The 13,787-nt window shown below is 59.1% G+C and carries 11 protein-coding genes; 3 read left to right on the forward strand and 8 right to left on the reverse strand.

Annotated elements, in window-relative coordinates:
- Positions 1–305 precede the first annotated feature (305 nt).
- From H597_RS34175 to H597_RS0116335, 5 genes are all read right to left on the reverse strand, one after another.
- Positions 306–755, reverse strand: a complete 450-nt coding sequence (locus tag H597_RS34175; protein WP_083941138.1) for a DUF3304 domain-containing protein — start codon at positions 753–755, stop codon at positions 306–308.
- A gap of 697 nt (positions 756–1,452) precedes the next feature.
- Positions 1,453–3,192 (reverse strand): phospholipase effector Tle1 domain-containing protein, encoded by a 1,740-nt coding sequence (locus tag H597_RS31235; RefSeq protein ID WP_371850735.1) that lies wholly within the window; start codon positions 3,190–3,192, stop codon positions 1,453–1,455.
- Between the two features lie 321 nt (positions 3,193–3,513).
- Positions 3,514–3,960 (reverse strand): DUF3304 domain-containing protein, encoded by a 447-nt coding sequence (locus tag H597_RS36250; RefSeq protein ID WP_083941140.1) that lies wholly within the window; start codon positions 3,958–3,960, stop codon positions 3,514–3,516.
- 26 nt (positions 3,961–3,986) lie between these two features.
- Positions 3,987–4,916 (reverse strand): DUF4123 domain-containing protein, encoded by a 930-nt coding sequence (locus H597_RS0116330; RefSeq protein WP_028103080.1) that lies wholly within the window; start codon positions 4,914–4,916, stop codon positions 3,987–3,989.
- Positions 4,917–4,924: 8 nt separating this feature from the next.
- On the reverse strand, positions 4,925–7,801 hold the full coding sequence (locus tag H597_RS0116335; protein ID WP_051293858.1) for a type VI secretion system Vgr family protein: 2,877 nt from the start codon (positions 7,799–7,801) through the stop codon (positions 4,925–4,927).
- 228 nt (positions 7,802–8,029) lie between these two features.
- Between H597_RS0116335 and H597_RS0116340 the strand changes: the two genes are divergently transcribed.
- Positions 8,030–8,500, forward strand: coding sequence for a TRAP transporter small permease subunit (locus H597_RS0116340; RefSeq protein ID WP_371850736.1), 471 nt, complete (start codon positions 8,030–8,032; stop codon positions 8,498–8,500).
- Positions 8,497–10,221: a TRAP transporter large permease gene (locus H597_RS31240; RefSeq protein ID WP_051293859.1), complete on the forward strand. Its 1,725-nt coding sequence runs from the start codon at positions 8,497–8,499 to the stop codon at positions 10,219–10,221. The genes H597_RS0116340 and H597_RS31240 overlap by 4 nt, the downstream gene beginning before the upstream one ends.
- Positions 10,222–10,239: 18 nt before the next feature.
- On the opposite strand, the gene H597_RS0116350 is transcribed toward H597_RS31240, so the two are convergent.
- From H597_RS0116350 to H597_RS0116360, 3 genes are read right to left on the reverse strand one after another with little or no spacing between them, the layout of a single operon-like run.
- On the reverse strand, positions 10,240–10,713 hold the full coding sequence (locus tag H597_RS0116350; RefSeq protein ID WP_035374482.1) for a DUF4124 domain-containing protein: 474 nt from the start codon (positions 10,711–10,713) through the stop codon (positions 10,240–10,242).
- A 7-nt stretch (positions 10,714–10,720) separates the two neighbouring features.
- On the reverse strand, positions 10,721–11,101 hold the full coding sequence (locus H597_RS0116355) for a glyoxalase superfamily protein (protein WP_211232056.1): 381 nt from the start codon (positions 11,099–11,101) through the stop codon (positions 10,721–10,723).
- Between the two features lie 40 nt (positions 11,102–11,141).
- Positions 11,142–11,804 carry a hypothetical protein gene (locus tag H597_RS0116360; protein WP_028103085.1) on the reverse strand — a complete coding sequence of 221 codons (663 nt, stop codon included), beginning with the start codon at positions 11,802–11,804 and terminating at the stop codon, positions 11,142–11,144.
- A gap of 349 nt (positions 11,805–12,153) precedes the next feature.
- On the opposite strand from H597_RS0116360, the gene H597_RS0116365 reads away from it, so the two are divergent.
- Positions 12,154–13,787, forward strand: a 1,634-nt coding sequence (locus H597_RS0116365) for a M4 family metallopeptidase (protein WP_035374484.1), incomplete at its 3' end; no start/stop codon positions are given.

A 13,787-nucleotide genomic window follows, 5' to 3' on the forward strand; every position in this document is an offset into this window, starting at 1 on the left:
GCCAGCGATTTCGTGGGGACGATTTGAAAAACTCCTCGTCAAATGCGCCATCCACAAGCGCGATCACATGGAATGGAGCATCAACATGCCGCTCCCGCATGGCAGTGATCTGCTGTGCGATTTGCGAAGGCAGGCTTGGCGAGGTTGGATTTACAGCTAAATACATTAGCTACCTCAAGCCGCCGCTGGCGCGATGAATGGGCTTCCGCTGCGCAGAGCGGCCAGCAAGCATGGTTTGCAGATACTGGTCGGAAGCTGCGGCATCGGATAATCGACTTTGGCAGGACCGATGAACGACTTCATGCCTATTGTGATTGACCAGCCTTCGAATCGGGATTGACAGGAGCAGGAATAGGATGTTTTGAACTCCAGCCTGCATATCTAGAAACTACCAGTCGTACCTCGCCGTTTGGAAAAATGTGAATGTAGAGACTTCCGCCATCATCATCGTCGTACTGTTCTACTTCGACTATCTTTTCTTTATAGATATGCTTGCTTCCCTCTGGCATATCCCAACGTACAGGGACCTTCATTCCCGGATACCACTTACGAGGAATCATCACGCAACAAACATTCGGGCCGCCAGCGCCCCAGGCTTCCATATGGCCGCCGCCACCATTTGCGGAAGCGGAATATATGAAGTTACCTGTGTGATTTACGATGCCGACACTGGCGCCATAAGTTGAATCATCCATCGCCGGGGGCGCAGAACACCCCGTAAGCAAGACCAGACTAAATGCACAAAGTGCTTTCATTTGAATTCCATTTTGTTCAAAGATGCCATATCTCAGAAGTCCTATGGCAGCTTGGATATTTCCGCAAAATATCCCTGTGACCACGTACTCAATTTAGTAAATCCGCCATTGCCGGGAGTTGCATAAATCCTTCAGAGAGTACGAGAAACATCACGCCAAATTTCCACACGAATGGCGGTCGCTTTGGTGGTGTTGCCGTCGTCAAGCAATTCCTCTAAGACCGTGGTGTCGGCCACAGCGGCGTGTGCGACGGCAAGCTTGCGTATGAGTTAATAGCGCTTGTCCACGCTGGCATTCCCTCGCGTCGAATCGGCCGCTAACGAAATCATCTTCGGCAGCGACGCAGCATGATTGCTGCGACATGTTTGTGTCGTTTGACTGGCAGGCGCAGTCGGCTCGATAAATGAACTTTACTTGCGAAGGCCGCGAAGCAAGCCCTGCAAAGGCATGTGGCAACGCATCTCGCAGCTAGCCTCTTCACAGTGATGTTGCTGCCGTTTTCTGTGGATGGGTCAATCTGAATTGCCAACAACATAAAGTTGACTTCGACACCGCTAGCTCATGCGAGCAAGGGTGCCCAGGAACCGACGAAGACCGCTATTTATGCGGCCCTCAACGCTACGCTATCGCCGATTCTTTCAGTTAAGATCAAACTGGTCTCGATTTGATTCCCACCACGTGAATTTGCTCTCGCTTCTTATGCGGCAGCCTTCTCGGTTTCTGGGGCAGGTCTCGGTTTGCGAAGAATTTCTTCGCCATAAGGGCCTTTCAGGGGGTAATTTCCGCGTGGCAGGAAATAGCCACCGCCCTCACGACGAGTCCATGTCTGCGTTTCAATTGCAATGGAACGCATGTCCGCGGTATCGTTATCCGTCATCACTGGATAAGGAGTTCCAAATTCCGCTTCTTTCACCAGCTTCTCTTCATCCTCATCGAGCGCCTCACCCGCCTTTTGTTTGTTGAGAGCCGCCTCCGTCTTCTTGGCATGGTCATAGATCTTCAAATCAAAGCCCTTCAGGCTACGCCGATCTTTCTTGACCACTTCCGAGACTTTTTTGCGCCGGTCATATTCTGTTACTTCACCAGCCAGATAGAAGCCCGCGTATGAATCGTGGATGTAGTCGTCGAAAAAGCGCATGACTTCGGGCGGCAGTGGCTCGGGGTTCTCGAATATTTCCAGCGCCCATTTTTCCCATTCGTCTAATCGATTACGTCTCATAGCACACGAAAGTTGCCACTGATTGATGCGGTTTTGATCGAGCAACGTACATGGCTCGTATCCAGTATCGTCGCCCGCGGCCTTTGGCTGCACGTTTTTGCGGTATTTCAGCACCTCCAGATCGCCAGCGAGCATGCGATTGGCATCGCTCATGTCCTGTTTTGATTGGTCGCTTGCAGCCGCGTAACTTGCTGTCTTTTCGAGGTTGTTCAATCGAGCCGCTCGCCAACGGTAGTAGAGTTCCATGTGCTTCATGAGAATGTCGCCGTTGTTACCCAGCTCTGCGGTGTATGCGTTCCAGGCTGAAGCTAATTCCTGGTTGACCGAATAGTCATTCTTAAGCAACGGTTCGAACTCGCTGAACGGCATCAAAGGCACACCTTTCACCCGCGCTTCTTTGAACATGTGAACCAACGGAATTTGTGACACAAGTGAACTCTGAGAGTCCCGCCCCTTGCCAGCTTCGCCTGGGCCATAACCACCGCCGACGTCCGAGTGCATTCCTGGGAAATATACTTCATGAAAGTCCCCATGTTCGGAGCGCAGACGTGTTACTGGGAAGTTCATTCGTATCTCTTGACTAGCAATGAAGTGCCGGCCAGCTTTCACACAAGCTGGAAGCGGCTTCAGGATTCGCTTTGCCCACGAGAAATGGCCGTCAGCAAAACTGCGCGACAATGGCGTCGTTCGGCCAACGGAGGCGGATAGGCCAATCGAAGCAACTGTGTCAAAGACGCCCAGAAAAGAGATCGTCGCTGGAATGCCTGCAAGCTTGTTGTCTACGAGAAGCTCATCAAACATGTGACAGAACGCAGCAGCTTCAGCTGCACCGCGTGAAAAGCCAAAAACCGACAGCGTCAAAGATGGGATTTCCGGCTTTTTCGTGTTCTTTAACTTACTCGCAAGCTCAGCAATGTGCGGTTCAAACCAGCTCTTATGAGTAATCGTGGTCTGCTGACCGTAAACATCAGTACTTGACTGGCCCACGTTTTGGTTATGGTCGTTTGCGAGATCACCCACCTGTCCGTCTGTGCGCAGCACCTTGCCCCCATTTACCACCCCGTATGTCGCATTTAGAACCTGCAACAGGGCCCATATGATACGCGGCTGCCCCCCCTTCCCGAAGGCTTTGCCGTCTTGTGTTTCAGTCAGCTCTTTAATTTCAGGAAATGGGGTTCCAAGCCCGGGCATATAAAATCGAAATACGCCTTTATCCATCTTATCACCAGGAACAGCCAAGTAGAGGCGAGCAACGTTACTATGGTCTGCCTCATCCTCGCTTACTCGCTTATTACTGATTGCCGTAGGTTTGTTATCCCGACCGGGAACTCCGACACGCTTCCCGTCCTTATCTCGATATAAATTGTTATTGGTTCCGTCGAAGAATAGAGCAACATGGACAGGGATCGAGCACGGGCTAGCTTGAGACGGGGAGCACGCAATGGCGATTTGCGACTGTTCAGTGGAATCTGGCCTAAGAAAATCAGTTACCGGAAAGGGTGCCGCAATTGGTGTAGCGTTAATCATAAGTTGGTCTATTTATTGTGCCGGAACTGGCGGAGAGGCAGGTTTCTGAGGTGGCTTAATAGGATGATTTGGACTTGACCCCCAATATGAAGAAACGACAACTCGCACTTCATCGTTTGGGAATATGTGTATATAAATACTACCGTCTTCTTCGTATTTCTCTACTTCGACCATCTTTTCTTTATAGATAGACTTACTCCCCTCCGGCATATTCCAACGCACTAGCATTTGTATTCCTGGATGCCATTTTCTCGGGAGCATTGCACAACACACTTCCCCCCCCCCGGCTCCCCATGCGCTCATATTCGCCCCTCCAGCTCCATCGACCGTGGCGGAGTGTATATATTTGGACGTGTGATTAACGATGCCCACACTGGCGCCATAGACTGAGTCATCTCGCTTAGACGGCGTGGAGCATGCAACTAAAAGCGCTACAAAAATGATGCCTAGCAATTTCATGAACTTTCCTTTTTCATGTCGTGACGTTAAATTTGAGAGCGGCTTTCCTCAGCTTCTTTCCAAAAGTTTGGCGAAAGTCTGTCGATTTCTGCAAAATATTCGGTCCCACTGCGTATTCGATTTAATGCTTCGGCCATCTCGGGATGTTTTGTGAAATCGTCGGGAAGCATCACCGCCAATACACTGAAATGATGGCGAGCGCGCGCTGATTCGATGCGATGATCATTCGCCACGCTCAGGTGATGTGACACGGCGCCATAAGCTTGAAGCGGATCAATATCGCGCAGAAGATCAGGCTGGCTGTCATAAATACTGTTTAAGATCGCATCCGGTTCAGAGTGATCCACCAAAGACGCAAAAGTCGCATCATCCATGGGTAACTTGTCGAATTCCGCCGCCAGGGGAAGCGCTTCGCCGTTCCCCGGCCAAGTCAATTGCTCCCCCCTGCGATTCGCGGCCCACCAGCAGTAAATTGGGCTGAGCAGGTGCGTTCGGTGCGGCTCGGTCAAATTCTCTATTACGCCCGGCAAGATACGCGTATCCCCCCATCGCACTGGCCATTCGACGGTATCCTCTGTCCTGCATATCATGTATGGGAGAAGATGGCGCTGCAGCGCTTCGGCATCCAATGCACTAGCAATAATGCTGAGCATGGGCTTACCACTACAATTGGAAAACAGATCTTCCAGCCACTTTTCCAGCTTGCCTGGTTGTCCACCAAACGTAGTCAATTGCGGCGCGGCCATCCCAAGTGAATGCAGTGACGTGTTCGCGTACAGCGACGTACGCGGCCAGCGATTTCGTGGGGACGATTTGAAAAACTCCTCGTCAAATGCGCCATCCACAAGCGCGATCACATGGAATGGAGCATCAACATGCCGCTCCTGCATGGCAGTGATCTGCTGTGCGATTTGCGAAGGCAGGCTTGGCGAAGTTGGATTTACAGCTAAATACATTCTCTACCTCAAGCCGCCGCTGGCGCGATGAATGGGCTTCCGCTGCGCAGCGCGGCCAGCAAGCATGGTTTACAGATACTGGTCGGAAGCTGCGGCATCGGATAATCGACCTTGGCAGGGCCGATGAACGACTTCTTGCCCGCCTTGATCTCGATCTTGCCCGGGCACTGCACCGTGATATTGCCGCCATCTATGGTGATGTTGGCGCCACCAGCCGTAGAAAGGTTGATCTTCTTCGCCGCAGCCCAATCGATATGGGCGTTGGCGCTCTTCACATTGATTTCATCACGCGCCTGTACCAGCATCGCACCGGCTTGCGCCTGCACGTCGATTGGATCGCGCGCGGCGATCACTTGCACGCCGAGATCCTGCGCGCCGGGTTTGACCGCGCCACCCAACACGCCAATGGTTTGCTGGGTGTGGATGCGCAGCTGGCCGCCGGTCGCGAGTTGCGTATCGCCGCCGGACATCACGACTGCGGCCTCGCCAGCGGCAAACTGCAGGTCGCGCGCGGCGCTCATCGTCAGGCCGTCCTTGGCCGTGATGGCGATAATCGGGTCGGCGCTATGCGGCAGTCCACCCGCGCCAGGAGACGTCTTGCGCTCACCGGCATCGGCGGGCGCCGCATCCAGGCTGGCGTTATCGACCATACCCGAAACAGCCGTCAGCAGCGACTGCAGCGGTGCTTCCTTTTCATCGAGCGCGCTAGCTTTCACCTTGTGCGCGCCCAAATACGAAGCAAGGCCGACAGTGCCGTGCTTGACCGCGATATCGCTGAACGTTTCGCTCAGCTTGACCGCCTGCTTCAGCATCGCGATACCGGCCGCATTGTCGCCCGCCGGTTCGCGCTGCGCGGCGCCGTGCGAGATCTTGTAGCTGGTGACCAGCAGACCGGCGCCGGCGCGCACTGCGCCATAAGCGTCGGTGCGCAGTTCGGCGCCCTGGCCGCGCAGGCTGCCGCGGTAGTTGTCGGTGTTGTGGACCAGGTGGCCCAGGTTCAGTTCCGTCGCCGCCAGCGTGGTGCGCAGCTGTACGCGGCCCTGGTTGTCGGTGTCGTCGAACACCAGCTGGTTGTAGCCCTTGCCGCCGAATTCCTTGCTGCGCACACCCCACAACGACGATGCGTTGCGGTGGGCAGCGCTGCCGCCGCCTGCGCCGTGCCATACGGGACCATTGCCGCCGACCAGGTTGCCCTGCGCCGAGGTGGCGTGGTCGTGGGCCTGGCCGTAGTAGTCGTCCGCCTGCTGCTCGCTGGCGCCACCCGGGGTCGGAGCGCTACCGCTTTCGCCCTGGCCGTTATACAGAGCACCGACGATGATGGGACGGTCGATGTCGTTTTCGATGAACTGCACCAGCACTTCCTGCCCGATGCGCGGCAGGAACTGGCTGCCCATGCCGCCGCCGGCCAGGCGCTGCGCGACGCGCACCCAGCACGTGGCGTTGCCCTGCTCCTGCCAGTGGAAGCGGATGCGCACGCGGCCCAGGTGGTCGCAGTGGATTTCACCGGCGCCGCTCGGGCGGTCGTTGCCGTCGGCGTCGACCACGATAGCGCTTTGGCTGCCCAGCGCAGTCGGCCTGGCGTGCAGGCGGCCGTCGCTGCCTTCCAGCATCGGGCGCCACGGGACGGTGGCGGGCAGCGCCTGGCTGCAGTTGGCATAGCCGGTGCTGTTGGCCTGCGTGAGCAGGGCCGGCAGGTCGGACACGATGCCGGTGAACGGCGCGGCCAGTTGCTCCAGCAGTTCCGGGATGGGGCCGAACAGTTCGGCCAGGCCATTCCGGGCGGCCACCGGCAGGTTGTTGATGCCGACGCTGGCGACGCGCGTGAGCACGTATTCGTTTTCATGCTCGCCCAGGTCCAGCGGGCCGTTGACCAGCTTGAAGCGGGTACCGGCGCGCAGGGTGCGCACGGTGCTGCGCACTTCCCACGGCTGGCTGCGCGCTTCGCGTGCCTGCATCTGCAGGAGGGCATAGCGCTGGGCGTCGTCGCCGTCGGTGAAGGCGTATTGGCCTGGGTAGTCGAAGCTTTCCGGCAGTTGGGCGTGGCGGCCGAAGTCGCTGATGCAGGTCGGCACTGTGCTGCCGATCAGGCTCTTGGCCTTGTAGTCGTAGCTGTAGATGGTCACGCTGCCCGGGGGCATGCTGCGCTCGCGGCGCAGCGACTGGATCGCGTCGGCTTTTTCCAGCGCGCGCGCCGAGTGGTAGCGCAGGCCGAAGCCGGATTTGCTGCTGGCGTCCTCCGGGGTGGCGGTGACTTCGCGGCTGTCGGCGAACAGCATCAGGATTTGCGCTTCTTCGCCGTCCTGCAGGCGCCAGGCGATACCTTCTTCCGTCAGCAGGCGGCGCACGAAGTCGTAGTCCGATTCGCGGTACTGGCAGCAGTAGCTGCGCGGCGGAATATCGGCCAAGGCGGCGCGTGCGTCTTCGCTCCACTGCCAGTTGGCGTAGGGGGCGTGCGCCTGGAAGACTTCGTCGACGATTTCCGCCACCGATTTGTCCTGCCATACGCGGCTGTTGCGCACCTGGGTCAGCAGCCACAGCCAGGACGAGATGCGCAAGCGGTAGCGGGCAAAGCCGCCTTCGCTGCCCAGCAGGCCGGCCTGGCTCACGTAACCGTGGAAGGCGCTGCGGCCGCCGTCGGCCAGGCTGGCGAGGAAGGTCGCAGGCTGGCCGAGCAGGGAGCGCAGGTCGATGGCGGCGCTGGTCGACAGGGCGATTACTTCGCGCCTGGCCAGTTCCTGCAGGCCGTCGTCGGCCAGGAAGGCTTCGACCAGGAGGCCGCCGCCGACGATCTCCTCGGTTTTCGGGAGCCGCAGTTCATACAAGCGGCTAGCGCTGGTGAATTGTGCCAGCGCGGCGTATACCTGCTGGATAAGCGCTTTCAGCATAGAGATTGCCCAAGTGCAATAATTATCAAATTGCATACAATAGCAGAATTGGCAATTTCGTGGCGTACACATCGCGTGCACTGGGGACATGGTACAAATTGCAAGGATTCTCGGCTAATATCCTTTCAACAATTAATCCAGATAACAGGAGATGTAATGCAGGGTTTTCTCAGACTCTCGCATTGGCTTGACCGCCTTGGGTATCGCTGCGGGCAAGTGGCTAATGTGATGATCCTCGTCTCATGCTTCGTCAGCGCCAGCAACGCCATGGTCAGGTATGGCTTCAACTGGAGTTCCAACGCCTTCCTGGAAATGCAGTGGCAGCTGTTCGCCGCCGCCGTCATGCTGGGCGCCAGCTACACCTTCCAGCGCAATGAACATGTGCGCGTCGACCTGATTTACGGCCACGTCTCCGAACGCAAGCAGATGATGATCGACATCTTCGGCATCATCTTCTTCCTCTTCCCTGCCTGTATCCTGTTTACCTGGCTGTCCTGGGAGGCCCTGTTCCTGCCGTCCCTGGCACGCTGGGAAGGCTCCGGCAACTCCGGCGGCCTGCCGCTCTGGCCGATCAAGATCATCGTGCCGGTCGGCTTTGCCCTGCTTACGCTGCAGGGCGTCTCCGAGCTGATCAAACGCATCGCCCACCTGTTCGGCAAGGCCGAGCTCGATAGCAGATACGAAAGGCCGGTGCAATGATTCCTACTGAAATGATGCCGCCGCTGATGTTCGGCGGTCTGGTGGTGTTCATGCTGGTCGGCTTCCCCGTGGCGTTCTCGCTGATGGCGGTCGGTCTGTTCTTCGGGGTTATCGCGATCCTGCAGCACAACTTCAACCTGCCCTTCCTGCAGGCCGTGCCCCAGCGGATCTTCGGCAGCGTGCTGGCCAACGACCTGCTGCTGGCGATCCCCTTCTTTACCTTCATGGGCGCGATTCTGGAAAAATGCCGGCTGGCGGAGGACATGCTCGACTCGATGGGCCGCCTGTTTGGCAGCGTCCGCGGGGGCCTGGGCTATTCCGTGATCATCGTCGGCTTCATCCTGGGCGCGATCACCGGTACGGTGGCGGCGCAGGTGATCGCCATGGCCATGATTTCGCTGCCGGTGATGATACGTTACGGTTACCACATGCGCTATGCCACCGGCGTGCTGGCCGCTTCCGGCACCATCACCCAGCTGGTACCGCCCTCCCTGGTGCTGGTGGTGCTGGCCGACCAGCTGAAAACCCCGACCGCCGCCGCCGACGTGGGCTCCATGTACCTGGGCGCCTGGGGACCGTCGCTGGTGCAGATCGGCCTGTTCGCCCTGTACACCTTCATCCTCACCCGCATCAAGCCGGAATGGCTGCCGGCCGCGCCGCAAAACGAACTAGGCCCGCGCGGCTGGGCATTGTGGAAGCAGTGCCTGCAGGGCATTGTGCCGGCTGCGGTGCTGATCTTCATGGTGCTGGGCACCATGATGCTGGGCGTGGCCACGCCGACCGAATCGGGCGCCATGGGTGCGCTGGGAGCGGTGATCCTGGCCGTGATCCGCCGCCCGGAATTCACGCCGCGCGACCGCGCGATTTTCCGCGTCGGCATGCTGGCCATGCTGCTGGCCGCCCTCGTCGGCGGCCTGAATTACGACCGCGAGACCGGTATCGCGCCCAACGTCAAGCCCGTGGTGCAGGCGGCGCTGGCCGTGCTGTACCTGAGCGTGGCGTGGCTGGTGCTGCGCGCCAGCCGCATCGCGGCGCTGCGCGAGCTGATCGTCCTGAGCTACCAGTCCACCATGCGCCTGACGGCGATGGTGGTGTTCATCCTGATCGGCTCCACCTGCTTCTCGGTGGTGTTCCAGGGGGTGGACGGCAGCCTGTGGGTGGAGCATCTGTTCACCGGCATCCCGGGCGGCTGGATCGGCTTCCTGCTGGTGGTGAACCTGTTCGTGTTCTTCCTGGCCTTCTTCCTGGACTTCTTCGAGATTGCCTTCATCGTGGTGCCGATGCTGGCGCCCGTGGCGCAGAAAGTCCTGGCGCCGCAGCTGGAGCCCATCATGGGCAGCCCGGAGGCGGCGGCATCAGCCTCCCTGGTGTGGTTCGGCGTGATGCTATGCGTGAACATGCAGACCTCCTTCATGCACCCGCCGTTCGGCTTTGCGCTGTTCTACCTGCGCGGCGTGGCGCCGAAGGAGGTGAAGTCGTCGGATATCTACTGGGGCGCCCTGCCCTGGGTCGGCCTGCAGATGCTGATGGTGCTGCTGGTGGCGGCAATGCCGCAAACGGTGACCATGTTCCTGGACCGCACGACCGGCGGCAAGGTGGAATCGGGCGACCTGCGCATCGAGCAGCCGGCCGCGCCCGAAGCGCAGCCGGTGCAAAAACAGGATGAGGATCAGCAGCCGGAACTGAACTTCTCCCAGCCGGAGGACGAGAAGAAGAAGTGACCGGCCGGGGCGGCCTGCTTAGTCGAGCGGGCCGCAGGCCGCCTTGGTGAACTCGGACTCCAGCTTGTCGATCTCGTCCTGGGTCTTGCCCATGGCTTCGAGCTGGGAGTTGCGGCGGTTTTCGTTGCGCCGCCCGTACAGGTCTTCGCGGCGCGAGCGCAGCTTGTCGCAGTCCGGCTTTGCCAGGCGCTTGCTGTCGCCCGCTTCCTTGGCCTCCGCCTCCTTATCGGCCTTGGCCTTGTTTTCGCGCGCTATACGGTTACTCTCCGCAAGCTGTTTGACGCGCTCCAGGTCTTCCTGCGCGCGCGCCTGCGCCGCCTTGGTCTGGGCCGGGGTTGGCGGAGGCGGAACGTCGATGGTCTCCCCGCCTTTGGCGCATGCCATGGACTGGTAGGTGATTTTGCCGTCGACCTTGCATTTAAACAGCCCCTGCGCGCCGGCCTGCGATGCGGCGATCATGCCGAGGACTGTAAACAACAGCGCTTTCTTCATTTGCGCTTTACTCCCAATGGGTTTGAGTCAGAAACTTAAGCCGGTTGTTATCTGGATCGAGGACGGACATCGCGCGCAGGTCGGCGCCCAGCCCGTTATTCGGGACTTCCTCGACTTCTACGCCGTACTCCATGAAATCTTCGTACAGCGCATCCACATCCGGAACATAGAAGTGTACCAGCCCGCCGGGCTGGCAGTCGCCCGTATGCTCTGACAGGAAGATTTCCATGCCGTCGAAGGCCATCGAGGCGAAGGCGGGCAGGCCGGGTTCGAACTGGTGCGTCCACGCTTCGCGAAAGCCCAGCGACTCGTAGAAGGCCTTGCTGGCCGCATAACTGGCCACCCGCAGCGCCGGCACCACCCGCTGCATCTCGCGCTTCACACCCATGCCGCTTCCCCTGTAGGAATGCCCTACAGGGAAGTGTACATCAATGTTTGTGCGCGATCATATTGGACAGGACACTGAAGGCGGCGCCCGTGTGTTCCTTCTCCAGCAGCAGGGTGAGTTCGGTGTGCGTCGAGATCAGGTTGATCAGGTTGACCTTGTCCCACGCCAGCTTCTTGAGAATGGCGTGGTAGATGCCCGGCGTGCGCCAGGAATCGGCGGTCAGCTGCAGCGTGACGGCATTCAGGTTCTCCAGCCGCGCCAGCAGGCGCTCGCTGGCGAAGATCTGCTCCACCATGCCGATGAACGGCCGGCTGCAGATCACCACCACTTCTTCGCTGCCGCGGGTCACGGTCAGGTACAGGCCGTGGCCGGTACCGGCGCGTTCCAGCATCTGGCGGTGACAGTCATCGATGCGGTCCGAGCGGCGGAAGGTGAATTCGACCAGATCGGTGCGCGCGGTCAGCTGGCCCGACTGCTGGGCCAGCACCAGTTCCTGCGTATCCTTGTCCGGCAAGCGCCCGGCCACGCGGCGCAAGGCCATGACGACGGCGGCCTGGCCGACCGGCTTCCACAGGTCGTTCTGGAGCTGCGGCTGCAGCTGGCGCGCCAGTTCCGACAGGTTGATCAGGCCACGGCGCAGACCTTCACTCAGGAAGGGCGACTCCGCAACAATCCTTTCGACTTTGGTAGATATAGACAACATAAGTGATTGCGCCCTCACTAAGTAGCACCTCAACTGAACGACGGGCTAGTGTAAATCGCAAAATTCAACCAGTGCAACACCGTTGTGACAAATTGATACATATTTGTGTTGTGTCAAACCCGAAACTAGAAAAACCCCTCTATTTCGTTGTAACTCGCCTACAAAACCCGCCAATCGTGCGCCTTTTCGTTGCCGTCCAGAGTAGTTGAGCGACTACGAACATGTAATCAAATGTCTCAAATTGAACAAAAACTGTCATGTTGACTTATTTCATGATTTTTTTGACTCGAGCAACAAACAGGCCTAACTTCCGGCTCTCCCAACAATCTTGAAACTCACTAGGAGAGTTATGAAACTTCGCAAAAGCCTGCTGGCCGCAGCCGTAGCAGCCTCTTTCGCCCCTGCATTTGCAGGCGTCCTGCCGGAAAACCTGATGGCCGCACCGGCCCAGCCGATGAGTGTTGCAGCCAAGGCCAACCTGGCAGCGCGCCTCGACGCGCGCCGCGCCGACGCCGGCCTCGATAGCGAGCATGGCTACAAGATGCGCGAACAGCACCCAGGCGCCCACGGTCAGCGCATCCTGCGCGCCGACCACACCTTCCAGGGCCTGCGCGTGTACGGTTCCGAGTCGGTCGTTGTGACCGATGAAAACGGCGACATCGTCAGCGAATCGGCGTCCGACCGCCGCAACGGCCTGGACTCTTCGCGCGCAGCGCGGGTCTCCGCCAAAGGCGCGCCTGAAACCAGCCCAGCCTTCGATGCCGACGAAGCGATCCGCATCGCCGTCTCCCGCACCACCGGCAAGACCCACCGCACCAAGCCGGAAGCCGAGCTGCTGATCTGGCCGGTGATGAAGACCGTGCGCACTGCCGCCGCCGCCAACAAGGCCGAAAGCGCGCTGAATGCAATGGACGTGCAGGACGTGGTCGACCACTACGAGCTGGCCTACCTGGTCAAGACCCGTATGAACAAGAACAACCGTCCGGTCTTCCGCGACACCGTGATCAACGCCACCACCGGCGCCGTGATCAAGCAGTGGGACGCGCTGCAAAGCGTAACCGGCGTCGGCCACAGCCAGTATAACGGCGACGTGCCGATCCAGACCACACTGTCCGGCTCGACCTACAAGATGCTCGATTCTTCGCGCGGCGTAGGCGGCACCTTCGGCGGCATGGCGATCACCAACGCCAACCACTCGCCGGAATCCAACCCGCAGGCGGGCTCCATCTACACCAACAGCACCAACACCTGGGGCGACGGCCAGCAATACATCAGCGGCGGCAGCACCACCAACGCCAACGGCCAGACCGCCGCGGTGAACGCGCTGTGGGGCCTGATGAACACCTACGACACGCTGAAGAACGTGGTGGGCTGGTCCTCGCTGGACGGCAACAACACCGCGACCTACATCGCCGTCCACGTCGACAACAACTACGACAACGCCTTCTTCGACCCGAACTGCAAGTGCATGTACATCGGCGACGGCACCGACTTCTACAGCCTGGGTTCGATCGACGTGATCGGCCACGAAATGGGCCACGGCGTGACCGACGCCACGTCCAACCTGACCTATTCCGGTGAGTCGGGCGGCCTGAATGAGTCGAACTCCGACATCACCGGCGAAATGGTGGAAGCCTATGCCCGCGCCGGCGGCACCGGCACCAGCGTCCCATCCGGCAACGACTGGATGATGGGCAAGGAGATCGCCCGCAACGGCCAGCCGCTGCGCTGGATGTGGAAGCCATCGAAAGACGGCTCGTCGAAGGATGCCTGGAGCAGCACCCTGGGCAACCTGAACGTGCACTTCTCCTCCGGCCCGAACAACCGTATGTTCTACTTCCTGGCCAACGGCTCCAATGCTTCGTCCTCGAGCGAGATGTACAGCTCCTACCTGACCAAGCAGCCGCTGGCGATGACCGGTATCGGCAACGACAAGGCCTTCCGCATCTGGTTCAAGGCCAACACCACCAAGTTCACCGCCTC

This window comes from Pseudoduganella violaceinigra DSM 15887 (assembly GCF_000425385.1).
Classification (GTDB): Bacteria; Pseudomonadota; Gammaproteobacteria; order Burkholderiales; family Burkholderiaceae_D; genus Rugamonas; species Rugamonas violaceinigra.

Excerpts from the sequence above, each read along its gene's own strand:
- H597_RS31240 (WP_051293859.1), top strand. The coding sequence starts at position 8,497 with ATGATTCCTACTGAAATGATGCCGCCGCTGATGTTCGGCGGTCTGGTG.
- H597_RS0116350 (WP_035374482.1), bottom strand. The coding sequence starts at position 10,713 with ATGAAGAAAGCGCTGTTGTTTACAGTCCTCGGCATGATCGCCGCATCG.
- H597_RS0116330 (WP_028103080.1), bottom strand. The coding sequence starts at position 4,916 with ATGTATTTAGCTGTAAATCCAACTTCGCCAAGCCTGCCTTCGCAAATC.
- H597_RS31235 (WP_371850735.1), bottom strand. The coding sequence starts at position 3,192 with ATGGATAAAGGCGTATTTCGATTTTATATGCCCGGGCTTGGAACCCCA.
- H597_RS0116355 (WP_211232056.1), bottom strand. The coding sequence starts at position 11,101 with ATGGGTGTGAAGCGCGAGATGCAGCGGGTGGTGCCGGCGCTGCGGGTG.
- H597_RS0116360 (WP_028103085.1), bottom strand. The coding sequence starts at position 11,804 with ATGTTGTCTATATCTACCAAAGTCGAAAGGATTGTTGCGGAGTCGCCC.
- H597_RS36250 (WP_083941140.1), bottom strand. The coding sequence starts at position 3,960 with ATGAAATTGCTAGGCATCATTTTTGTAGCGCTTTTAGTTGCATGCTCC.
- H597_RS34175 (WP_083941138.1), bottom strand. The coding sequence starts at position 755 with ATGAAAGCACTTTGTGCATTTAGTCTGGTCTTGCTTACGGGGTGTTCT.
- H597_RS0116335 (WP_051293858.1), bottom strand. The coding sequence starts at position 7,801 with ATGCTGAAAGCGCTTATCCAGCAGGTATACGCCGCGCTGGCACAATTC.
- H597_RS0116340 (WP_371850736.1), top strand. The coding sequence starts at position 8,030 with ATGATCCTCGTCTCATGCTTCGTCAGCGCCAGCAACGCCATGGTCAGG.